15 protein-coding genes are annotated in these 23,205 nt (G+C 41.4%); 8 read left to right on the top strand and 7 right to left on the bottom strand.

The annotated features are described in order from the left end of the window. Positions 1–74: 74 nt before the first annotated feature. From ODU55_RS07530 to ODU55_RS07510, 5 genes are all read right to left on the bottom strand, one after another. Positions 75–2,393: a glycosyltransferase gene (locus ODU55_RS07530; RefSeq protein ID WP_398582441.1), complete on the bottom strand. Its 2,319-nt coding sequence runs from the start codon at positions 2,391–2,393 to the stop codon at positions 75–77. Between the two features lie 62 nt (positions 2,394–2,455). Beyond that, positions 2,456–4,087, bottom strand: coding sequence for a glycosyltransferase (locus ODU55_RS07525; protein ID WP_398582440.1), 1,632 nt, complete (start codon positions 4,085–4,087; stop codon positions 2,456–2,458). 9 nt (positions 4,088–4,096) lie between these two features. Then, positions 4,097–5,776 carry a glycosyltransferase gene (locus tag ODU55_RS07520; protein ID WP_398582439.1) on the bottom strand — a complete coding sequence of 560 codons (1,680 nt, stop codon included), beginning with the start codon at positions 5,774–5,776 and terminating at the stop codon, positions 4,097–4,099. Between the two features lie 411 nt (positions 5,777–6,187). Continuing rightward, positions 6,188–8,677 carry an SP_1767 family glycosyltransferase gene (locus ODU55_RS07515; protein ID WP_398582438.1) on the bottom strand — a complete coding sequence of 830 codons (2,490 nt, stop codon included), beginning with the start codon at positions 8,675–8,677 and terminating at the stop codon, positions 6,188–6,190. A gap of 24 nt (positions 8,678–8,701) precedes the next feature. Beyond that, positions 8,702–9,589 (bottom strand): glycosyltransferase family 2 protein, encoded by an 888-nt coding sequence (locus ODU55_RS07510; RefSeq protein WP_398582437.1) that lies wholly within the window; start codon positions 9,587–9,589, stop codon positions 8,702–8,704. A 389-nt stretch (positions 9,590–9,978) separates the two neighbouring features. Between ODU55_RS07510 and secY2 the strand changes: the two genes are divergently transcribed. Genes secY2 through ODU55_RS07470 form a run of 8 tightly spaced genes read left to right on the top strand, consistent with a single transcriptional unit; the run spans position 9,979 to position 20,810 of the window. Next, on the top strand, positions 9,979–11,208 hold the full coding sequence (gene secY2, locus ODU55_RS07505; protein WP_398582436.1) for an accessory Sec system protein translocase subunit SecY2: 1,230 nt from the start codon (positions 9,979–9,981) through the stop codon (positions 11,206–11,208). Positions 11,209–11,216: 8 nt separating this feature from the next. Next, positions 11,217–12,761 (top strand): accessory Sec system protein Asp1, encoded by a 1,545-nt coding sequence (asp1, locus tag ODU55_RS07500; RefSeq protein WP_398582435.1) that lies wholly within the window; start codon positions 11,217–11,219, stop codon positions 12,759–12,761. Then, positions 12,761–14,443, top strand: coding sequence for an accessory Sec system protein Asp2 (gene asp2 / locus ODU55_RS07495; RefSeq protein WP_398582434.1), 1,683 nt, complete (start codon positions 12,761–12,763; stop codon positions 14,441–14,443). Before asp1 ends, asp2 begins: the two co-directional genes overlap by 1 nt. Before the next feature lies 1 nt (position 14,444). Further along, positions 14,445–15,392 (top strand): accessory Sec system protein Asp3, encoded by a 948-nt coding sequence (gene asp3 / locus ODU55_RS07490; RefSeq protein ID WP_398582433.1) that lies wholly within the window; start codon positions 14,445–14,447, stop codon positions 15,390–15,392. A 4-nt stretch (positions 15,393–15,396) separates the two neighbouring features. Beyond that, positions 15,397–17,781, top strand: coding sequence for an accessory Sec system translocase SecA2 (gene secA2 / locus ODU55_RS07485; RefSeq protein WP_398582432.1), 2,385 nt, complete (start codon positions 15,397–15,399; stop codon positions 17,779–17,781). A gap of 13 nt (positions 17,782–17,794) precedes the next feature. Then, positions 17,795–19,297 (top strand): accessory Sec system glycosyltransferase GtfA, encoded by a 1,503-nt coding sequence (gene gtfA, locus ODU55_RS07480; RefSeq protein WP_398582431.1) that lies wholly within the window; start codon positions 17,795–17,797, stop codon positions 19,295–19,297. Then, the gene (gtfB, locus tag ODU55_RS07475) at positions 19,294–20,619 is read left to right on the top strand and encodes an accessory Sec system glycosylation chaperone GtfB (protein ID WP_398582430.1); all 1,326 of its coding nucleotides are present in this window, start codon (positions 19,294–19,296) and stop codon (positions 20,617–20,619) included. The genes gtfA and gtfB overlap by 4 nt, the downstream gene beginning before the upstream one ends. Positions 20,620–20,627: 8 nt before the next feature. Then, on the top strand, positions 20,628–20,810 hold the full coding sequence (locus ODU55_RS07470) for a hypothetical protein (RefSeq protein ID WP_024376351.1): 183 nt from the start codon (positions 20,628–20,630) through the stop codon (positions 20,808–20,810). A gap of 729 nt (positions 20,811–21,539) precedes the next feature. On the opposite strand, the gene ODU55_RS07465 is transcribed toward ODU55_RS07470, so the two are convergent. Both ODU55_RS07465 and ODU55_RS07460 read right to left on the bottom strand, forming a co-directional pair. Then, positions 21,540–21,791 (bottom strand): hypothetical protein, encoded by a 252-nt coding sequence (locus ODU55_RS07465; RefSeq protein WP_398582429.1) that lies wholly within the window; start codon positions 21,789–21,791, stop codon positions 21,540–21,542. Between the two features lie 33 nt (positions 21,792–21,824). Then, positions 21,825–22,727: an Rpn family recombination-promoting nuclease/putative transposase gene (locus ODU55_RS07460; protein ID WP_044671877.1), complete on the bottom strand. Its 903-nt coding sequence runs from the start codon at positions 22,725–22,727 to the stop codon at positions 21,825–21,827. Positions 22,728–23,205: the final 478 nt, after the last annotated feature.

The raw sequence follows: 23,205 nt of genomic DNA, 5'->3' as shown, positions 1-23,205 counted from the left end.
CCTTTTCTTTTCTTATTTTTGTACTTGTTATACCGTTTCGATTTGTTTCTAGTCTACCCAAAAAACATACTATTTTAAGGCTTATCTTGCCAATTGAAATAGGTCATCAATCTTTTTCCTATATATTCATACACCTCGCAATCTTGTTGCTGGTGATTTTCAAGATAGGTTTTGTGTTGGTTTAGTAAGTAGATGTAGTATTCTTTTAGATAGGTCATATCTTTGTTTAATAAGGCAAAGTCAATTATTTTCTCTTCAAAGCCCTTGATTTCGTCCATAATACGCTTTTCTGATAGTTGCGTTTTGGTTATGCTATTTTCTCGTCTTCTGTACACATATAGATATTCATCGACAAAAACGTTTTTTTGGCTTTTAAAAAACAGTTTATGCGTCGTGTACTGGTCTTCATGCAAGACATCTACAGGATATCTGATGGATTTATATGGGGTGTTATCATTGAATAAGTTGGCTCTATATAGTTTAGCCCAAGCAGTCACAGCAATAAATGAAAAATATCTATGACATTTTTCAAGGTATTGCTCTCCAGTCAACAATTCTATTTTATTGACACTATTTTGAGAATTAGGAAATACAAATAATTTGTTATCTTCTTCAAACTCTATATACTTGCCAATGGCAATGTCTGTCTGACAAGTTTGTACACATATATATAAGGTTTTGATGCAATGATTTCCAAGATAGTCATCACTATCAACAAAGGTTACAAACTGACCAGTCATGGCATCCAGTCCCTTATTTCGAGCATCAGATAGTCCGCCATTTTCTTGATGAATGACCTTTATCCGCCCATCTTTTGCGGCATAGTCATCACAAATCTTGCCTGAACTATCGGTCGAACCATCATTGACCAGGATAATTTCTAGATTTTGATAGGTTTGGTTGAGGATACTATCCAGACATTCGTGTAGGTAATTCTCGACATTGTAGACAGGGACGATAACACTGATTAGCTCTTCTTTGATTTTTCGATAGACATAGAGAGTTTCTTTGACATAAGAAATCTTGTCGGTTTCATAGCTCTTCGGTATCAAATCATTGACTAAATCGATATGGTTGTCTCTGACATAGCTTGTTTTGAAGAGTTTACAATAGGGATTTGTCAGATAGGTTTTATGTCTAGGGAAAGTCTGGAAGTGCTTATTTACAGTTTCAGCCGTCACTGTCTCTTCCTTGAATAGATTAGCATGGAAGTAGTAGTTACCATCGTTTTCATTAAAGTTACAGTTTTCCAGCAGTACAATATCAGACTGGTATTGTTCAGCACTGTTCAAGGCTGTTTCGATAAATGAATCATCCAGTTCATCGATGTGATTGAGGCTAATCAGGTATTGCCCCTTGACCAGCTTGAGCAAGTCTCGTCCTAACGGACTTTCTGGGTCGACATTTAGGATGTCTACCTTTTCTTCATCCAGTGGGTAGTGGGAGCAGACATCTGGTACCTGAATGTTTATATCAGTATTGTAGTTTAGAAGGATGAGTTGGATATTTTTGTAGCTTTGTTTGCAGACTGTTTCGATAGTCAATAGACTTGTTTCATTGTAGATGGGGAGTAGGAGGCTTACTTTTGTTTGTTGAATCTGTTTTATATTTTTAACAAAGTCGACTTGCCAAAGTTTTAAATATTTATTTAAGGTTAGCTCTTGAAATTGATAATGCTTCCAAGGTTTTGCTCCAGAGGAGTTATAATGAATAATTTTGATTTCATCCAGACTTAACAAGTCTTTTTCCATTGCTTCAACTGTGTAGTTGTAAGCTAGGGGAAGTTCGGCTATTTTCCCTTTCAAAGCAATATTGATGACATCTTGGTCTTGAAATAGAATGATGTCTTTTAGTCGCTCTGTTTCCGTAAATAAATGATGGGTAATCTTATCTTGGCGCATTTTTTGCAAGTTGCAGACCAAGACCCCTGCATTGATAAAGAGTTCATCTAAATCAAATCCCAATTTTAATTTATGGTCAGGAAAACGGTTGATTATGTCAATTTCGTTGACACCTGCCAAATAGTGCTGACTGAGGTCAATATCCCACAGTTCTTTAACATCACATCGAATCAAGAGGTCGCTATCCAAGTAGATGACTTTATCACAATCTACGAGAATTTCTGGCAATAAATAACGGTAATAAGTTTCGATGGTAATGCCATCTAGTGTTAGCGGTAAATTGGAAAATAAATCTCTATCAATCGTGACAAAATGAATGTTTACAGATTCAGTCTCCAATGTTCTTAGCCTATCTTTTGACTTGTCGGATAAATCAGTATGGAGTACAAATATATCCAGATTAGTTGTGTATTTCTTTATCATGGAAATAGTAAAAAATACATAGTGACAATGCTTGTCGTTAATACAAAAGGAAATATTTATTTTACTCATTTTCATCTAATCCTTACGCGTTAAATTTGGAAATTGGCGACCTCGAGAGTATTCGTTGATAATCAGCCCAAAAGTGCAAGCTGCATATCAATTTCTTCTGCCAAGTTTGGAGTTAGGGTAGCTGTGTTATTAGACAGGGACAGCAGTTCGTGACGATAGAAGTCTTTGTCCGCTCCCTTTGTTAAGACGTGATAGGTTTGTAGTGCAGTCAGATAGTCTGAGGCTTCTTGATTGTTGGTTATTAAGGTTTGGTCAGGTCGACTATTGCTAGAAATATAGGCTACTTCTGGTAGATAGACCAGACTTGCTTGGGAATGTAGCAAGAATCGAGTCAGGAGCTGGCCTGGGAGGTCTGTTCTTCGTTGCCAAGCCCTTGTCACCACTTGGGGAGCTAGGAGCATACCAGACAAGGATTGGTAATAGGCGACCTGCTGGCTGGGTGCCAGCTGGGTCTGTTGTAGGTAAGATTTTCCATCCAGAACTTGTTTTTCTTGCCACAAGGGGTTGAAAAAGTAGAAGTTACTAGTAGTCTGTTCAAATTGGCTACAGCTGACTTTGCTGATGTCAGCCTGATTTTCTTCTAGTGCTAGAAAGAGCTTGGCGAGATAGAAAGAGTCTACCCAATCATTTGCATAAATCAGACTGAGATAGCTACCTGCCATCTTTTCCAAACCCGTTTGAAGAAATGTATCTTTATTATTCGGGGAAAAGCTATAGTAGCGGAAATGAGAGGAAGAACTGATTGCTACTAAACATATTTCTTTGGTTGTCCTATCTGCTGAATAATCTAAGATGATGCAATCAATATTGCGATAAACTTGTTGAGCAATGGAATTCAAGGTTTTGTCCAAGTTGCCTGCAGCTTCAAAAATAGGAAGTACTAGGCTGATTTTAGGCTCGATAAACTGGAGATAGGCCTGATGACACTCCAAGTAACGATTGACTGCGAGTCGATTGTACTCTGGAACATCAAGTTGGCGATTCCAAGGTTTTTCTAAACTAAAATGGTTTAACACAATATCGGCTTCTTTGCGAAGATTTGCCTGTCGCTCCATATAGCCGTAATTATAGATAGGGTCTAGGGCTTTTATCTTCCCTTCCAATGCGACATTGATGATGTCTTGGTCTTGGAGACGAATCTTATCCTTGATGGCATGTCCGCATTCAAATAACAAGCTTTCAATCTTATCTTCTCTGATTTTTTTAAGGTCCATGAGTAGAACCCCTGAGTTAAAGTAGTAGGTCGGGTCCGTCATTCCAATACTCCGACGGTAGTCAAAACCGCCTTCTGATGGTGGTTCACTAACTGCGGCCATATAAGCCCCGTCTAATGGAGTTTCCCAGAGGGGCTGGAGATCCTTTTGAGCTAGAATATCGCTATCTAGGTACAAGATATGGTCTAAATCAGGAAGAAGACTGGCAAAGGCCATGCGGAAATAAACCTCAGGCCGTGTGATATGGCTGCGGTTGAGAGGTAAATCTTTAAATTGTTTGGCATCCACCACAAGGATATGGATCTTTAGATTGTAAAATCGGTCTTCTAATTTTTGAAGTTTGAAGCGACTATAGTCTGATATATCAGATGTGAGGACATAGACGGAAACAGGGGATTTTCTTGTATGCACCATGATGGAATAGAGGGTGGTTCCCATGTAGTCTATATAGGAATCGCTGACAGTAAATGCTAGGTTCATAATGTTTCCTTAATAGAATGGCTTGTGATGAGGAAGTTGCTCTAAGAATTTTAACTCATTGAGCTTCGCTTCTATCTTGGTAGCAAGTTCTTCTTTCTCTAGTTTCTGAGTGGTCACAAGCAGGCTATAGAGTTCTTGTTTGTAAAATTCTTTGTAATGGATGAGAGACAGATTACATAGCGCCATATAGGAGGCGAAGTGGTTCAATTCTTTCATTCGCTGGAGAATGCCCCCTTCGGTTTCAAAGGTGGGCTGAACTATTGATACATTTCGTTTGACATAAGTTCTATTATTGACAAAGGCCACGGATTCACCGACCAAGTAGAAGAGACAGGCTAGTAAATCTTCTGAGTGATAGCTAGCTAGTTGACTTGCTCTCTGAATGATAGTGGAATGGTAGAGTTTGCCATCCAGATGGGTATGACGGAAGGATTCATACCATTTTAAGCCGAAGAGATTTTCTAACAAATAGCTGGTTTGTCGGCGGCCTTCAGCAAGGTCAGGTTCAAACATTTTGTAGACTCCCTCCTCCTCTTCTAGTAAGGTAAAGGGCGCACTGGCTATGAAGGTATCTTGCTCCACAAGCTGATGGTAGAGGGATGAAATATGGGTCTTATCCAGCCAGTCCTCTGCCTCTATCATGCTGAAATAGCTGGTTTTGACGTGTGCTAGTCCTGCATAATAGGCTTCCATTTTTGTGGCAAAGTCTTTTTTGATCACCATTACTGGATGCTCTTTGGTCAGGTAAGGAATCAGGATTTCTTCCAGTTCAGGTTGGTCTTCTGGTAGCAGGAGTAGAATCTGTAGGTTCTTGTAATCCTGCTCAAAGACGCTGGCTAGGCATTGGCTGAGGGAGGCTGGTCTGGTCTGCCAAGCGTTGACTAGGAGAGTAACTGCTGGCTCGACAGTGGAGAGGTAGGCTTGAAAGGTTCTGCGATAGAGTTCGAAACTCTCGCGATTGTATTGGAGATAATTTTGGTCCTTTCTCCAAGGCTTGTGCCAATTGAAGTGGATAATGACCGCTTCTTCCAGCGAGATATGTTTGACCTTGCGTTGATAGGCAGTCATATTGTACTTGGCTTCAAGGTTTAGGATTTGCCCCTTCAAACCGATATTGATAATATCTTGGTCTTGATATTCAATGAAATTCTTCATCTCTTGCGCTTTGGCAAAGAGGAATTCCTCAATCTTGTCTTGGCGCATTAGCTCTAGGTTAAAGAGAAGTACCCCTGCATTTACATAAATATTCTGAGGGGTGAACCCGATTTTTTGGCGGTATTCCGCATTGCTATGGAGCATGTCTAATTCATTGACACCTGCGAGGTAATGGTGACTAAGATCGCTTTCCCAGATTTCTTTCAGTGATCCATTAACTAAGATATCGCAGTCCAGATATAGGACCCTGTCCAGTTCAGCTAGCTGGCTAGGCAACAGGATCCTGAAATAGGTTTCGAGTGAAATACCTTCTTTCAAAGGAAGGTGCTCAAAAGTCTTACTATCAATCTCAATAAAAGAAATGGTCACCAGCTGAGAAGTCAGGCGATTGAGTTTAAAACGACTATGGTCAGACATCCATTTGGCCAATACATAGAAATGCAGTTCCTGATTAGGATGGTGTTGAATGATGGAATAGATGGTCGTTCCTAGATAGTCGGCATAGGAATCAGTGGCACTAAATGCGATATGCATCTGGGTCTCCTTTGTTTTTTAGTTCTAAATCTACCTAGTCTTGCCCTCTTTTGTGGATAATAATGTCTGTTAGTTTACTTTTAGTACTCGCTCCAACTATCTGGGAGATAGTTGGAGGTTGGAGATAAAGCGAACTTTGTTCGCAACAATCGTAATGGTCAGATTTGGAGTGTAAAACACGAACTGCTGAGATTTGCCTCGCAAATCTTATCTCCCACCTTGAACCTCGCTTTTTCCTTTCTAGGCTCGGGCTGAAACAGTTCACTGAACTGTTTCACTCCCCCAGACTGTTAAAGCCAATCAACCACTGCGCTGAGATGTTGACACAAACCCTGAGAAGTGCGCTGGACTTGATCCCAGCCTCCCCTCGTCGAAGTATTAAAGGAGAAACTAAATGACCTTATCTGCTGGCTAGAGTAGATTGAGTCTTGCTAAGGTTTGATGATAGAGTTGATGATTATTTTGACAATAGCTTTCCTTGGCTAGTAGTTGGACTTGTTCTTTATAGTGATCCATAAAATCAACGGTCAACAGTTGGTTATTGGCTAGCAAGGTAAAGAGATAGGCTAGGTCATCCACTCTATTGTTTAGTATTTCTAAGTTTTCAGCTTTTTCTTTAAAGCGACGTACATAGAGTTTGTGACGGCTAATCACCACTTTGCCAGCAGTTAGATAGGCAAGATAGGCTAATTTTGTGTTGTTTAATGACTGTCGATGAAAGATAGGTGAGAAAATTTGGGCATGGAATAATTTTCCAAACAAATTCTCATGTCCTTCTTTTTCAAACCAAATCAAGCTGTGTAAACATTGAAGTAGTTCTTTGCTCTCTATGACGGTACCGATTGGAAACTCTTCTGAATAGAAGAGGTAGTTTTGCTGTTCCTCATCAAAGACAGTGAAAGAGGTCTGGGCAATCTGGCAATCTTTCTCCGTCAAGGAGGTCAATAAGCACTCGACGTACTCCAAGTCCAACCAGTCAGTCTGACGGACAAAGGTTAGGTAGTCTCCTTTTGCCTTCCTGATGCCAGCCTGCTCGAGAGAAACAACCTCGGTATCTAAGGTGAGCAAGTGGAAACGGCTATCTTTCTGGTAAGCCTCCATTAGCGCTTGGCTATGTGAGTAGGCCTTGTTCTGCACCAAGAGGATTTCAAGCTCGCGATAGGTCTGCACGCTGATAGATTCTAGGCAGGCTTGGAGATAAGGGCTTTCTTCGCCGATAGGGATAATGATGCTGACCACAGGCTTATTCTGTAGGGCTATGAATGCTGCCTGATAGTCTTGGTAGGTCAGGGCAGAAGCCTTGAGATAGTCGGGTATTTTTGTGATAGCATGCCAGGCCTTGATGTCACCGTTGAAGTGTTCGATGACAATCTCGTCAGCTGTCAGTTCCCTATTTTGCTTGCGGACATCGGTGTAGTTATAGGCAGGTGACAATTGCTTGAACTGTCCCTTGTAGTAGGTATTTAAAATATCTTGGTCAGGAAATTTATAGTCTCGAGCCTTTTCTAAGGCTATGGCAATCAACTGATTGGTAGTACCATTCTGACGCATCTTGTCAAGGTCCATCAAGAGCACACCTGAGCTAAAGTAGGCATCATTTGGACCAAAGCCCAGACTATCCAGATACCATTGGTAGTATTTGAAAATATCTGCTTCAACGATTGCTCCAAGCTCATATTCCTCTAAATCCGTTTGGAAGAGCTCCATCAAGTTTCCATGTACCAAGATGTCCACGTCTAGGTAGAGAATTCGACCCAAGTCAGCTAGGAGTTCTGGAAGTAGGAAACGGGAGAAGGATTCAATTGGAAATTGTTCAGTTCGGATAGGAATGGCTGAAAACTGCTGGTCTTCCAACAAATGGAAGTGCAACTCTAAATTGGGAGTTTGTTGAGCTAGGTTGCCCAAGTCTTGGAGAATGCTCTGAGCAATCTCCTTGTAAAGAATATGGACTCGTACCTCTTCCTTTGGATGATGGGCGAGGATAGATAAGATAGTGGCGCCAAGGTATTGGGCATAGCGATTATTAACAGAGAAAGCAATATCCAAGGTTTTGCTTTCCTGGAGAGCTGGCAGGACTTCACCTGTCAAGTCTAAGACAATTTGTTGTAGATACTCTTGATCCTCTGTAAAGATGATATCCTGGTCAAAATTATGTTCAGCTGTGTGCTTGTGCTGGAGTTTGATTTTGGTTTGAGCCTGCATGGTAAACCATTCATACTCCGAATCAATATGGCCAATATCAATTGCTTGCATACCTGTTTTAGACAGACGATAGGCCAGGACTTTGGCAGTTGGTCCCAACATCAAAAGGACTAGTTTGTCTTGTCCGTAGGTCTTGATGGCCGAAATAATCTCGTCTATTTGGGCGTAGGCATTTTTTGAGGGACAGATAATCCGCTGGATAGATTTGGCTTCTTGAAAAAGGTCGTTGCCCACACCTGAGCGAGAGGTTTTGCCCTCGACAATCAGGATGTCCTTGTCTGTCCAAATCTGCTTTAAGCTTTGAAAATAGGTAGCAGATAAACTTTTATCGGCTAGGTCCATATAGGGACGGGAGATAAAGGTACTTCCATACCAAGGAGCTTTACAAATCTGGCGGTAGTAGTCTTGGTAGTGCTGTAAGTGCCCTTCCCAAAAATGATTGCAGCTGTCGGTATAGCGTTCTCTATTTTCAAAAACATCTGACAGGCAGACCATAAAGTGCTGGTTACTTTCAAGTCCTAGTATCTCTTTTAATTCGCTGGCTAGCTGAGGGTCATAGTCTTGGTAAGGAATGCTGTGACCTGCAATAATGTCCATCTCTCCATCGCCAAATCGTGCGACAGAGCAGGAGTGTTCCAAAATATAATCTAGGCTTTGAGAAATAGGTTTTACTCGGATGGGGATAGTTGGTGTATTCATAGGAAATTGCTTGTTTCTTTCTGATTAGGAGTTAAATAGTTCCAGTTTGTTTAAAACACGTAGGTATTCTAAGCTATCGCTACACTGATGGACTTCCAATTCATGTTTGGTATGTAATAGGACATTATAGAGTTTTTGGCGAACCAGCTCCGTATTCTTCTTGGCTAAAACCAAATCTACGATACGTTCTTCCAAGGCTTCGATATTGTTCATGCTTGTTTTTAGATTGAAGTCGGTGGTCATAAAGCTCTGACCATGACGGCGGTACATGTAAAATTCGCTATGAATCAGTGCGATTTGCTTGGCTTTTAAAAAGGTCTTGTGAATGGTATATTCATCCTCATACCTTTTGTTCTTGGGAAAACGAAGAGTATCGAATAGGGAAGCCTTGAAGAGTTTGCCACACGGAATTACAAAGGGGGCAGTGTTGAGGTTTTTCCAAACAACTTGGCGGTCGAGGGCTTCTTGAACGGTTAGAAATTCTGTCTGATCCTTTTGTGCCTGCTCAACGAAGTAGTAGAAGGTATGGTTTCTCTCGTCCCAGATGAAAAAGTGACCAATGACAATGTCTACCTCATGCTGAATGGCAGTTGTCAGGCAGGTTTCTAGAAAATCTTCACGAATACCATCGTCAGAGTCTAGGAAGGTAATATACTCCCCTTTTGCAAGGGACAGACCAGTATTGCGGGCTTCGGACACACCTTTGCTTTTTTTTATATGTTTTATGTAGATGCGCTCATCACCTTTAGCATAATCATCGCATATAGTCCCAGAAGAGTCGGTGGAACCATCATTTATGAGTAACAATTCCCAATTGGAGTAAGTCTGATTCAGGACGCTATGGATACATTGATCTAAGTAGGTTTCAACGTTGTGGACAGGAACGATAATGCTGATTAGTGGCTTATTCAAGAGAATCTCCTTTTAGATAGGTATACTTGATTATTTTATCACAAAATGGACAATTTATACAGTAAAATTCGATACAAGCGCTTTGCTTGTGAATGCAGGTTCTTAGGCAAGAAAATCATTGTCCAGTATATGCTGCCAGCAACCCACCAATTTACTTCCGATGGACATTATGATAAAATAAAATGATATAGAAACTTAGAACCTGTATTTACAGTTCAGCACTTCCAGCAACTGCTGGTTTTTCAGTTACTCATTGTTCGTTGTTTTCAAAATACAGTCAGTATTCCCTAACAACCTGCCTTGATTAGCGAAAAACAATCTCTTTTATTACGAGTATACAAGTACTTCACTTGTGAATACAGTTTCTTGAAAGAATGTTAGATTTAGCGATGAAGAAATTATTTTTTAGGTATCCTGTTTTAGGAAAAACCCTTGTTACAGGTTTGATTTTGTTTATCATGCTAGCAGGTCGTTATCTACCTGTTCCCTTAGTGAATTTGTCGGGCTATCTGCCTCAGACAGCACTTGAAGAACTACCTTGGTATCAGATACCACAAAGTAGTTTGCCCATGCTATCCATCTTTTCACTAGGTTTAGGGCCTTGGATGTATGCTACGATTCTCATCTCTCTCTTCTCAATTGGTAGTAAGCAGAGCTCTCTTTCTCCACGGATGATGGAGTTTCGTAAGAATGCTCTGATGTTGCTTTTGGCCTTTATTCAGGGCTTGGGGCTGGCTATTGGATTGAACTATGGCGAGGGTGGCAAACTAGCCATTATTGATGAGATTTTTTTTGTAACCTTGGTCACGATTGCAGGTGCCTTTGTGATTAGCTGGCTGGCCAGCATGAATGCTGCTTATGGTCTGGGGGGGACAGCTATTATCATTCTGATCAATATTATTGTTGGGCAGTTTTATATTTTTCCTATTTTCCTTGATTTATTCCAGACAGAATTGGCTTTTGTAGGAGGGTTGATATTAGCCTGGACAGCCCTTTCCATCTATTTAACGGTTGTATTAGATCATGCGGAATACCGGGTACCTATCCAACGGATTGCTATCAAGAACGATTTGATGAAAGAGGCTTATATGCCTATTAAACTCAATATCTCGGGTGGGATGCCTTTCATGTATGCCTATACCCTATTGGCTTTTCCGCAGTATATTTTCTTGCTTTTGTCTTTCTTGTTTCCCAATCAGGCCATGATTTTTCAATATTTGGCTAGTTATTTTACATTGACGAATTTGGAAGGGATTTTGTTCTTTTTAGCTATATTGGCTCTTTTAACCATCAGTTTTGCCTTTACAACGGTTAATCCAACAGAAAAAACAAGAGAAATGCGTCGAACAGGAGATTATATTCCTCTTCTTAGACCAGATCAGCCAACCAAGGCCTACCTGATCTCCCTTATTTTTAAAATTGGTACCATCAATGCTGTTTTCTTGCTGTTTATGGTTGGTCTTCCTCTGTTGCTTAGTCTGGATTATCCAGATATTCAGAGGATTGCAGGACTGCCAGGGATTTTTATGATGGTTGTAGGTATTTTGTTGACAATTATCAAAGAAGTGAAAATGATGGGCTTAAAGAAACGCTATGGTTCACTCTTTGAATCGAAGTAGGAGAACGTATGACACATTACTTTATTCCAGCTTGGTATCCAGAACAGAGGACTTGGTATGATAATACCAATAACTGGTACAATATGTGGTCGACCGCTCGTTTTGATGACACCATCAATCAGTTGCGCATGTTCGAAACGGCAGGAGAAAAGAATCGACTGCTCATCTTGAATTATATGCCCAATCTTCGGTATTACAAGCACCGTTACGATTTGTTTGAGGTGGATACCTGGTCTCTTTTCGATCAGTTGCAAGGAATTGGAGACTATCAGGGAGCAGTGATTGATTATCTGGATTTTGACTGGCCACAGGGGATTGAATTTGTCAATAGCCCTTTCCTAGCTCTTGCTCTCTTAGGTGGAGAAGTCTATGCCCAGATCGAATTTGGTGAATCGGGGCAGGTTATTTGGATTAGTTTCTTTGACAAGGGGAGTTTGTTCAAGAAAATGGTCTTTGATGATCGGGGCTTTGTATCAAGTATTCTTTACTACCAGGATTGGCAGCCGCTCTATCAGGATTATTTGGGTTTAGATGGCAGGTGGAGAATTCGGGAATTTTTAGGAGACAATGACCAACATATTGAAATCAATCCTCAATTGGAAACGGCCATCTCGGATAAAGCATTCTATGAGAACATGGAAGAATTGGTTCAAGAACGTTTGGCTTATTATCTGAAAAGTAGTTCAGAGGAGGCCCATATCTTTTTAACGGCCTCTCCTCAGCACTATGATGTGGTCATGAAGGCCAAGGGTAGCCAAAAGGTTGTTCTATCGTTTTTTGGTCACCGTTTTCCATTGAATCAGACAGAACGGTTACTATCCATGTTGGCTATGGCTGACTTGGTTCTTACGGATAGTAAGAAGACAGCTGATTACTTGTCAACATTTAAGATTGCTCCAGTCCATCATTTGTCCTTGTTTGATACCCGTTTGTCCTTGGGTAAGAGCCAACGTTTGAAAGAACTAGAAGTTTACTTTTTATTGGATGGTTTAAGCCCAGACGAGTACCAGGCTTGCTTGGAAGTGCTCTTTAATAGGATGGAAGAATACGAGGATATGTATCTGCATCTGGTGTCTTATCAGACAAACCAAGAAACGGTCAAAAATCTTAGTCAAGATTTAGAAGAATTTCTAGAAACCAGGTCGGAACCCTATCTGTTTTTTGAAAAAGAAGAAGGACAGATGTTCGAATTTGGAGATTCAGAAAGTCAGGAGAGTCGCATCAAGCTGTCCTTTTTACATAGCGAAAATGAGATTATTCAAGCTTTTCAATATGTTCGATTGATTATTGATTTGGCAGAAGAGCCAGATTTGTATACCCAAATTGCAGGGATTAGTTCTGGTATTCCTCAAATCAATCGAGTGGAGACAGAATTTGTTGAACATATGAAGAATGGTTTTATTCTTTTCAGGGATGGAGGCCTACTAGCAGGTATCGATTTCTACCTAGCAGGTCTGACCAATTGGAATAAGTCGCTCATTCATTCTGTTCAAAAAATTTCGGAATATACAAGTGGTGTCCTAGTAGAAAAAGTGAAAGAAAAAATAAACTAATGGGAAATAAAATAGCTATTTTACAAGTTGGTGGAAAGAATTGGCGGGAAGAAGTAGCCATCTCTGAAAAGTTAGAATGGCATTATTATTCTCTAGATGATTTGGACATCCTGCTTGGTCAGATTGATGCTGCGAAAAAGGATAGGTCTAGATTAGAGAAAACAAGAAAACGGTTGGCAAGCTTGTTAGAGGAAACTGAAAAAAATAAGAAAGCTGAGAAAGTCCAGGAGGAGAATCTGCTACTGGAAACCTTGGAAGAAGAGGTAGAGCTTTTACAGAAAAAACTGGATGCTTATCCTCAGTATACTGTCCTTATTTTAGCTGATGAAATATACCCAGGGACTGTGAAAAAGGTTTGTGAACTGTTTAAGGTTTATGAGATTTTTTATCCAGCAGGTTGGAACACGTCGGAATGGCTCCAGCAGTTTTTAAAAAAGGTCATGGCTCAAGCCTATAATCCTAGAGAAAAAGAGGCTTTTGTTCATACCCTATCCAAGGGATTATTTGTTGGACAATATGGTGCCAAGGTTCATATTAGTGATATGGAAGTTTCCCCCAATTTTTCAGGCAAGATTCACATGCAGGGGCGGAAATACATGACTTTTGAAGGGGAATTCGGGGACGATTTTCAGCAGTTGGCCTTATTTCGTTACAATATTCCCTATGGTGAATGGCAGTTTTTGAATTTATTTTTAGAGCACAGTCATTCTTCTACGGCTGACATCCGAATGCTTGTTCGGCTCATCCCAAATGGGGCTACCAGTCAAATTTATCAGCAGTGGGAATTTGATGGAGCTAGCTTGAAGGATCAGGTTGTCATCAATGCGGCCATTGATGGCTATCTCTTCATTTCCATCTTAGCTAAGGGTGTTGGAAGAGTAGAAATCGGCGACCTTCATTATCGTTGGGGAAGGAATGGCTTGGGAGAGTTTATCTTAGGTGGACAGCGGCTTGTCGACCATCAGCTTCAGGAGATTTTTACCTACTTTGACCCAGCTGATTTTAAACCACCCCTTTGTGTTTATTTCTCAGGTTTTCGTACTGCTGAAGGATTTGAAGGTTTCTGGATGATGAAGGGCTTGAAAACGCCCTTTATGCTGATCTGTGATCCAAGATTGGATGGCGGGGCTTTCTATCTGGGAAGTCAGGAACTGGAAGAGAAGATTCAAGGAAAGATAGAAGAAGCTTTGGATTTTCTAGGCTTTGATTCCAGTCAATTGATCCTATCGGGCATGTCCATGGGGACTTTTGGAGCTTCCTATTATGGTGCCAAATTAAAACCCCATGGGATTGTGATTAGTAAGCCCCTCTTGAGCTTGGGGGATATGGCTTTAGCTGAACGTTTACATAGGCCTGGTGGATTTCCAACGTCCTTGGATTTGTTATATTCAACCTATCAGTCCATGGATCGAGAAGCGGCTGAAAGGCTCAATCAGCGTTTCTGGACCTTGATGGAAAAAGATGTCTACGCTTCTACAAAATTTGCAGTAGCCTACATGAAAGAAGATGATTATGATGCGACTGCCTTTGAAAATTTGGTTCGAACTAGTAAGGAAACGGGAGCGACCATTTTAGGAAGAGGTTATTCAGGGCGCCACTTGGATGGTAGTGCGGCAACTTCTGGTTGGTTTATCAAGCAGTATCGTGATATGTTGAACAAGGATTTTAAGAGGGGGAACTAGTGTGCGGTTGGTGATAAAATGGAGTCATTTTGTACAAGATTCCTATTCATATGGCAGTCGGATTGATTTTGATAAAGAGGTTATTTCTTTTGAAAATCCCCTCATGCCTCCAAGTTTTGAAATAAAGCACTGGTATTCTCGGACCAATTTCCAGGCCAAGCGGCAGACCCCGACTCTTCCTCTTTTGAAAAAGGGGCGCAGTTACCAGTTGTTTCTGGATGCAGAGGCCTATCCTCAGGGCAGTATTTACTTGCGCGTGGTGTTTTTTGATCGTTTTGGAAAAGAGCTGGGATTTGAGATTTTAAAAGATAAGAAAGCATCTTTTACCTATCCCAAGGAAGCCTACTCCTACGAGATTGCCCTGTTGAATGCTGGTTGTGAACGTTTGACCTTTCGCTCTATTTTGTTGCAATCGGTCTTCTCCCCTCAGGAAGAGTTGACTTTCTTAGAAGAAAAACTCAATCCTACAAGTTCTTCTCGCTTACATATTGTTTTTCTGGAGCATCCTGAAGATGTGTACTATGAGAAGGATTTGTTTGCAGAATGTATGAACAGGCTGGGTGATATAGTCTTTGTTTCTGATAGGGCTGATGATGTGTCCATGGTCCATCCTCAAACGGAGCAATTTATCATGGATTGTGTGGCTAGACACCCAGAAGCAAGGGTTCGGTTAGTTGCTTATGGGCCAAGAGGGAATCTAGCAGCTGCTTACTATAGCGAGAAAATAAAACCGGCAGACTTGTTTCTAAGTCCGGTATTTTATCCTATTGAGACCTATCATTCACTTTTGGAAGAACAGGGGATTTCCCTTTTGCATGTAGAGGATTTAATAAAGCGTGCTAGTAGGGAGAGAGAAGAGAGGAAGGATGTCAGTGAAGACTTTGTTGACTCCTTGGTTCATCCCCTCCGACTTCTTATCCAGCAATTTTTAGACAAGGACGGTTCTTGAACGAATGAAAAAACTCCGACAATTTTTCTCCATGGATTATTATCGTCTAAAGAGATTGAAGAGGATTTTTACAGAAATTGATAGCTTAAAAGAGGAGATGGCAGACCTGACGGATGCTGAAATACGTGCCAAGACCCAAGAGTTCAAAGCGAGATTGGCAGCTGGTGCAAGTTTGGATGACCTCATGGTGGAGGCCTATGCCTTGGTTCGCGAGGCGGCCAAGCGTGTCTTGGGCATGTTTCCCTATCCTGTTCAAGTAATGGGAGCCATTGTTCTTCATGAGGGCAATATTGCGGAGATGAAGACGGGCGAGGGCAAAACCTTGACAGCTACCATGCCTCTCTATCTCAATGCTCTAGCAGGTGAGAGTGTGATGCTGATAACGACCAGTGGCTATTTGGCAAAGCGTGATGCGGAAGAGATGGGAGCCATCTATCATTTTTTAGGTTTGACAGTAGCTTGTGCTGTCGATGATTCGGATGATCGGACCACCAAAGCCGCCCTCACTAAGAAAGACATCTATGCGGCGGACATTGTTTATACGACCAATGCTAGTTTAGGTTTTGATTATCTCTTTGAGAATCTGGCGACCCACAAGAATAATAAATACCTGCGTCCTTTTCATTATGCCATTATTGATGAAGCAGATGCTGTCTTGCTGGATACAGCCCAAACCCCATTGATTGTTTCAGGCTCTCCCCGTGTGCAGTCTAACCTCTATGCTATTGCTGATCACTTCGTTACTGGTTTGAAAGAGGGCGTGGGGTATTACTATAACCGAGAACACGGAGAGGTTTGGTTGACCCAGGCAGGCATGGACGAGGCTGAGCGTTATTTTAGTTCGAAGGAATTGTTTGATATCGATCACGCGGAATTGGTACGGCATGTCATTTTGGCCTTGCAGGCCCATAAGTTATATATTTTGGGGAAGAATTATGTCATCCAAGATGATGAGGTGAAATTGCTGGACAAGACAGATGGGCGTGTGCTGACTGGAACCAGGCTTCAGGGAGGGATTCATCAGGCTATTGAACAAAAAGAAGGGGTCAAGGTTACTCCGGAGATGCGTTCGATTGCTTCTGTGACCTATCAGAACCTTTTCTTGATGTTTGATAAGTTGGCTGGTATGACAGGAACGGGCAAGACGGCAGAGTCAGAATTTATTGAGACCTATAACATGGAAGTCATTCAAATTCCGACCAACAAGCCTGTCATTCGGAAGGATTATCCAGATAAGATTTACACGACCATGCCTGAAAAAATTACTGCTTCTTTGGATTTGGTGAAGAAGATTCATGCGACAGGTCAACCCATTCTTCTGGTGACGGGATCGGTCAATATGTCAGAGATTTATTCAGAAATGCTTTTGTTGGAAGGGATTCCCCATAGCTTGCTCAATGCCTATAATGCAGCGAAAGAAGCGCAGATGGTGGCAGAAGCTGGCCAGCTAGGAACAGTCACGGTGGCTACCAATATGGCTGGTCGTGGAACGGATATAAAGCTGGGACCAGGTGTGCGCGAATTGGGTGGTCTGGCTGTTATAGGGACAGAACGGATGAAAAGTCAACGAATGGACCTGCAAATGCGCGGTCGTTCAGGTCGCCAGGGAGCCCCAGGTTTTAGTCAATTTTTTGCCTGCTTAGAAGATGATCTTCTGATTGAAAATGGTGGTAAGTGGATTCAAGATTTTTATAAGAAGAATAAAGATTTGGTGGATCCGAGCAAGCCACAAGAATTGACTGGGAAACGGTTCAGGAAAGCCTTACAACACTCTCAAGAGGCTAGTGATGGTACTGGAAGAGCCTCACGGGGCATGACCCTGCAATTTGACGAAAGCGTCAAACTCCAACGGGATTATGTTTATAGAGAAAGAGATGCTATTATTGAGGGGCGGAGTCAGGCTCTAGATATTTTGCAATTCGCCAAGGAAGACATTGACCTCTACCTCAAGCGCCATCCGATTGTAGAAGCTCACAACTTGGAACGCTATATTTTAGATCATATCACCTACGATTTTCACGCCTTTCCAGAACATCTGGAAGTAGGGAATCACAAACAAGTAAGGGCTTTCTTGCTGGGAATCATTGAGACAGAAATTCAGAGGAAGAAAGAACTTCTAACGACCGATTATCTTCAGTTTGAACGCCTGGCTGTCCTAAAAGCCATCGATGAATGCTGGGTGGAAGAGGTGGACTATCTCCAACAGCTACGGATTATTGCAAGTGCCAGACAGGTAGCCCAACGTAATCCAGTATTTGAATACCATCAAGAAGCCTATAAGGGCTATCAGAAAATGAAAGAAGAAATCAAACGCAGTATCCTTCAAAACATTCTCCTGAGTGATGTGTCCTATACGGAAAAGGGAGAACTGCAGGTGTATTTTGCTTAAGAAAGGGCTATAAATGACTGTCTATAATATCAACCTTGGGATAGGCTGGGCCAGCAGTGGTGTAGAATATGCCCAGGCTTATCGGGCTCAGCTCCTCCGTCGCAAGAGAGTGGATGCCAAGTTTATCTTTACAGATTTCTTTGGTCAGGATACTCTGGCTGACTTGACCCGAAATATTGGGTTTGAGGATGAGGAAATTATTTGGCTCTACACTTTTTTTACGGATCAAAAAATTGCTCCGATTACTTACACACTAGACCAGCTTCGGAAAGATGTTGCCGGGAATATTACTAGAGAAGAACGGGAAGGGAAGATTGTGCGTTTCTTCTATGAGGAACAGGACTTCTTCCTGACAGCCTATCTGCGCCAGGAGGATCAAGACCTGGTCCACCGTGTTGAATACGTTTCTAGGGGAATGTTGATTCGGAAGGACTTTTTTACCTACATGAGAAGTTTCAGTGAGTACTATACTCCCCGGGACAACAAGGCTCATCTCTATCTCCGTCGCTATTTTAATGAGGATGGGTCAGTTGCCTATGAAGAAGTGATTGATGGTGAAAACTCTGTCTATTGTATGCCAGATGCCATCCTGTCTTCCAAGGATGAATGGATTGCCTATTTTATGCAACACTTACAACTGACAGCCCAAGATATTGTCATCTTGGATCGTGCGACAGGTACAGGACAGGCTGTTTTTGCTAACAAAGGACCAGCTAGGCTGGGAGTAGTCATTCACGCGGAACACTATAGCCCTAATAGTCTGACAGAACAAACGATACTTTGGAATAATTTCTATGACTACCAGTTTGTTCATGCAGATAGCGTTGATTTCTTCATCACCTCGACGCAACGGCAAAAGGAAGTTTTAGAAGAACAGTTCGCTCGTTATGTGGGCAAGGTTCCTCGTGTGCTTGATATACCAGTAGGAAGTATTGACTGTGTACGTCGTTCGGAAAAGAGAAAATCTTACTCCATTATTACAGCGTCACGTTTGGCTACGGAAAAACACGTAGACTGGTTGACCAAGGCTGTGATTGCGGCAAAGAAACACCTGCCAGAATTGACATTTGACATATATGGCAGTGGTGGTGAGCAAGGTAAAATCGAAACCATCATTAAGGAGTATGGTGCAGAGGACTATATCCAGCTAAAAGGTCATCAGGATTTGACAGAGGTCTATCAGAATTATGAGCTTTATCTTACAGCCTCAAAGAGCGAAGGGTTTGGCTTGACCTTGCTAGAGGCTATTGGTGCTGGTTTGCCGCTTATTGGTTTTGATGCTCCATACGGCAACCAGACCTTTATTCAAGATGGGCTCAATGGCTATCTCTTGCCTTTTCCACAAGTAGAAGATGAGAAGGAAATTGTTGCCCAGTATTGTCAGGCTATTCGCATTTTCTTTAGCCAAGAAAATCGTCAGGCCATGCAGGAAGCCTCCTACCAAGTTGCTTCTAAATTTTTAACCTATGAAATTGAGAAAAAGTGGCTAGACTTAGTAGAGGAGGTTGCACAATGATTCATTTATTTGATAGCTATCATCAAGGAAGTTGGGATTTGCACTATTCCCTACTGTGCTCGGGTTATCATAATCCGACTATTGTCCTTAATGATGACGGTTTTCTACCTCACGATGTGACCTCGCCTTATCGTTTTTTTACCCAGTATGAGCAGATGGAAGGTCATGCCTTGTATTTCAATCAACTACAAACTCCGGCTTTTTGGGAAATTCGAGGTGATAATAGCCAGGCTGCTATTTATAATTTTGCCAATAAACGTGCCCAGATTCATTACGCCCATCCAAGCCATAAGCGCTTAATCAATGCAGTGGATTGGTATGATGAGGCTGGGCGAATTGTGGTAACAGACCGTTACAATGATAAAGGAGTTCGTTTTGGTCAGACTAGTTATGACAGGCAGGGACAGGCTACTCAGACTAGCTATTATGGTCTCAAGGGGCAAGAAGTCTTGGTTGAAAATCATGAAACGGGCGACCTGATTTTGAATTATCAAAACCGTATCTACTTTTTCAAAACGAAGCATGAATGGATTGCTTTCTATCTAAAGGAGGCAGGTTTTGAGTTAGACCGTATTATTTACAATAGCTTGGGTTTATCCTTCTTGACGGCTTTCTATCTCAATGAAGATGGTGAAGATATTCTTTTCTGGCAGGAACCAATTCATGATAGCATTCCAGGTAATATGCTCCTATTGCTCAATCAGCAGAGCAGACGACCAAGCAAGGTAGTTGTACAGGATAAGGCCACTTATGAACGCTTGCTAGAATTAGCCAGTTCGGAACAGAGGGAACAGATTGTTTATTTGGGTTTCCTCTATCCTTTCAAGGAGAAAAAGAAGTTGAAACCAGAAGCCTTAATTTTAACCAATTCTGATCAAATAGAGCAATTGGATAACTTGATTACAGGTTTGCCCAATCTTCATTTTCATATTGGTGCCATTACAGAGATGTCTAGTCATTTGATGGCTGTTGGTAATCATGCCAATGTGACTCTTTATCCAAATATTTCCATGGATATGGTGAGGGACTTGTATCAGAAAACCAGTATCTATCTGGACATCAACCATGGTGGCGAGATTTTATCAGCTGTACGAACTGCCTTTGAACATCGCTTGTTGATTTTTGCTTTTGGTGAAACTGCTCACGCCAAGATCTATGTGGCCAAAGAAAATTGTTTTAGTTCCTTGCAGGTAGAGCTCTTAGTTACTAAAATCCAGAATCTTCTGACTGAGTCAGGAGAAGAAGCAAACCGTCTATTGACTTGTCAGGAAGAAGAGGCTAATTTAGTTGATGTTGCCGCTTATCAGCGTTTGATAGGATAGGAGAAACTATGACCAGAAAACATCCTTTGAGAGAACGAATTGAACAACGCTTGGAAGAAGAGCGGTATGTTCTTCCTAAAAAAAAGAAAAAAAAGAGAGGCTTTGATTTTCATATCATCATTATTCTCTCGGTGCTGATTAGTTTGGGTTTGATTATTTTTAGGATTATTCAATTCTTTTTTGATAAATAGATAAGGCTTGGTTGATCCAGCCTTTTTCTTATTGTCAATTATCAGTTTATCTTTGATTACTTCGACGTGCGAGGAAACGTCGTATCCTTATTTCCAACTGCTAGAGATTTAGCCTTCTGGGTGGGAGTGGGAAGAACTCGACCCTTCATAGAAGAGTTCGTCAACAAGCCTATATTTCTATTTGTTGAGCTTTAACAGCCTATTCCCAGACTGTTAAAGCCACTCAACCTCTGCGCTGAGATGTTGACACTAACTTTGAGAAACGGTGCTGGGCTTGAGCCCAGCCTCTGTAATAATGAGAGTTCTGATAAGAAACGAAGTAGCAAGATTCGACATGGTAATTCATATTTGAAGAAATGTTTATGCCGACCTGCTTTCACTGTCAAAAAAAGCCCTAGAGAGCCGATTATAACAAATTCAAAGTCGACGTGGTTCATAAAAAGCAATCATTGTCCTGTATATCAAGTATTAAAAGTAAATTTTACCATTTTTAAAAAGCAAACAAAATATCCTGAATTTTTAGTACAGAAAAAGACTACTAGGGAAGATCTAGTAATCTAATTATAAATTTTTTGCTTTGATTCTATCATAGGGAGGGAATGTTATATTCCCTTAGTTGTCGTATCAGAAGTCGACAACTAAAAAGAGTTTGAGGCTGGGCAGAGTTCGTCTTCCCAATCCCAGTTGTATAGTCTATTTCTAGACTGTTTTTAGTTCCACTCTAAACGCCTAAAATCCAGCAACCAATTGGCTACGAAGTTGTTCGATAATAGGCAGAGGAAGAGTAGTGTAACGAGCAATTGTATCATTATCTAAACCATCTGCAAGCAAACGCTGGGCAAATTGGAGGCGTTCCTTTTGTTCAGTTTCTTCACGTGCTTCTTCCCAAGCTTCCTCCCAAGCTTCCTCCCAAGCTTCTTCTCGTGCCTCACGTAGGGAAGAGTAGTAGAGTTCTTCTCTGTCAAATTCTTTATCCCACATGTCTTGTTCCTCCTTGGTCCATGTTGTGCCTAACTACCCACCTGTCGCCAATTGACTACGAAGTTGTTCGACTAGGGAGAGGGGAAGAGTTGTACAGCGAGCAATAATATCATTATCCAAGCCTTCTGCTAATAAACGCTGGGCAAATTCCAGGCGTTCTTTTTGTTCAGTTTCTTCCCGTGCTTCTTCCCAAGCTTCTTCTCGTGCCTCACGTAGGGATGAGTAGTAGAGTTCTTCTCTGTCAAATTCTTTATCCCACATGTCTTGTTCCTCCTTGGTCCATGTTGTGTAGTCTAGGGCATGTTCTGCCTGTGAAATAATCTTGTCTGGTTGGATAGTGAAGTCTCGGTTTCCGAAAAATTCAAACCATTTTTTCAAGTCGTATTCTGAGATAGTTTCGGGCTGGTATTTGCCCAATTCCAGAAAGGCGAGTTTGACCAGACTGTGCTGTTTGTCACTGTTTTTGGGCTGGATAAACAGTTCTTGATTGGTGTTTTCTTCTCGCAGGGAGAAGATGTGAAAGGGTTGGTCATCGTCAAAGTAATTCTTCTCCACGAGGGCGATTCCATAAACAGGATAGAGCCATTCGTGGGTGGTATGCGTGTCGCCGTGTTCCTGACGGGCATGTTCAAAATTATCATGTACCTGGGTACAGATATAGGTCCACAGGCGGTTGATGAAAAATTTTTGCTTGACAATTTGAATTTCGATAATGACCTGGGTGCCGTCGTCTAGCTTGACCAAAATGTCCGTCACCGTATAGAAACCGCGGGGCGAATGATCATTGGGCAGGCTAATCTGGTGACCGTCCAAGAGTTCAACTTCTGTAACAGCTAGGTTTAAAATGTCTGACACAAAGGCCTTGGTGACTTCCTTGTTTTGAAAAATCTTTTTGGCGACTGTATCCTGTGTTGGTTTTAAGCGACTATGTCTCAATCTACCACATCCTTTTCATTTGATTTCTTAATGGCAGAACCAGATAGCTTTTGGTTCTACTTATTTATTCGAAATCAAATGAAAAAAATTCAACTCTACTGACAGGGGCCAGGTGGGGTAGTGAGCAGTAGTATCCTAATGATATTATAGCAGGCATCCGTCTTTTTTTCAAGAGTGGGAAGAGCAGTTGCTGGCTTGCTTGTTTATTCTTATTCATTTATTCGATTTAATCAATAGAGAAATTAGAAGATGTTTTGTGTTGGAATTTACCATTTTTTTGGTGGAATCGTGATTTTAGAAGTTAAAAATGAGAGGCTCAATTAAGCTAATTTTTAGTTACTTTAGTTATAGTATAGACAATATGTAAAGACCCCCAGTTGAGAATTCGTGGATTTACCTGTACACTAGAATAAAAAAACAATCAACTTCTAACAGGAATTACCACACTCAATTGGAGGTCTTATATGTTTCATTTTAC

The organism is Streptococcus sp. 2022WUSS037, assembly GCF_044427225.1.
In the GTDB taxonomy this organism is placed as follows: Bacteria; Bacillota; Bacilli; order Lactobacillales; family Streptococcaceae; genus Streptococcus.
The sequence above is the reverse complement of the archived record's forward strand: the minus strand, read 5'-3'. Positions and strand labels throughout refer to the sequence as shown.

What these genes read in the sequence shown, in the direction of transcription:
- ODU55_RS07530 (WP_398582441.1), bottom strand. Translation starts at nt 2,393, where the DNA reads ATGAGTAAAATAAATATTTCCTTTTGTATTAACGACAAGCATTGTCAC.
- ODU55_RS07525 (WP_398582440.1), bottom strand. Translation starts at nt 4,087, where the DNA reads ATGAACCTAGCATTTACTGTCAGCGATTCCTATATAGACTACATGGGA.
- ODU55_RS07520 (WP_398582439.1), bottom strand. Translation starts at nt 5,776, where the DNA reads ATGCATATCGCATTTAGTGCCACTGATTCCTATGCCGACTATCTAGGA.
- ODU55_RS07515 (WP_398582438.1), bottom strand. Translation starts at nt 8,677, where the DNA reads ATGAATACACCAACTATCCCCATCCGAGTAAAACCTATTTCTCAAAGC.
- secY2 (WP_398582436.1), top strand. Translation starts at nt 9,979, where the DNA reads ATGAAGAAATTATTTTTTAGGTATCCTGTTTTAGGAAAAACCCTTGTT.
- asp1 (WP_398582435.1), top strand. Translation starts at nt 11,217, where the DNA reads ATGACACATTACTTTATTCCAGCTTGGTATCCAGAACAGAGGACTTGG.
- asp2 (WP_398582434.1), top strand. Translation starts at nt 12,761, where the DNA reads ATGGGAAATAAAATAGCTATTTTACAAGTTGGTGGAAAGAATTGGCGG.
- secA2 (WP_398582432.1), top strand. Translation starts at nt 15,397, where the DNA reads ATGAAAAAACTCCGACAATTTTTCTCCATGGATTATTATCGTCTAAAG.
- gtfA (WP_398582431.1), top strand. Translation starts at nt 17,795, where the DNA reads ATGACTGTCTATAATATCAACCTTGGGATAGGCTGGGCCAGCAGTGGT.
- gtfB (WP_398582430.1), top strand. Translation starts at nt 19,294, where the DNA reads ATGATTCATTTATTTGATAGCTATCATCAAGGAAGTTGGGATTTGCAC.
- ODU55_RS07470 (WP_024376351.1), top strand. Translation starts at nt 20,628, where the DNA reads ATGACCAGAAAACATCCTTTGAGAGAACGAATTGAACAACGCTTGGAA.
- ODU55_RS07465 (WP_398582429.1), bottom strand. Translation starts at nt 21,791, where the DNA reads ATGTGGGATAAAGAATTTGACAGAGAAGAACTCTACTACTCTTCCCTA.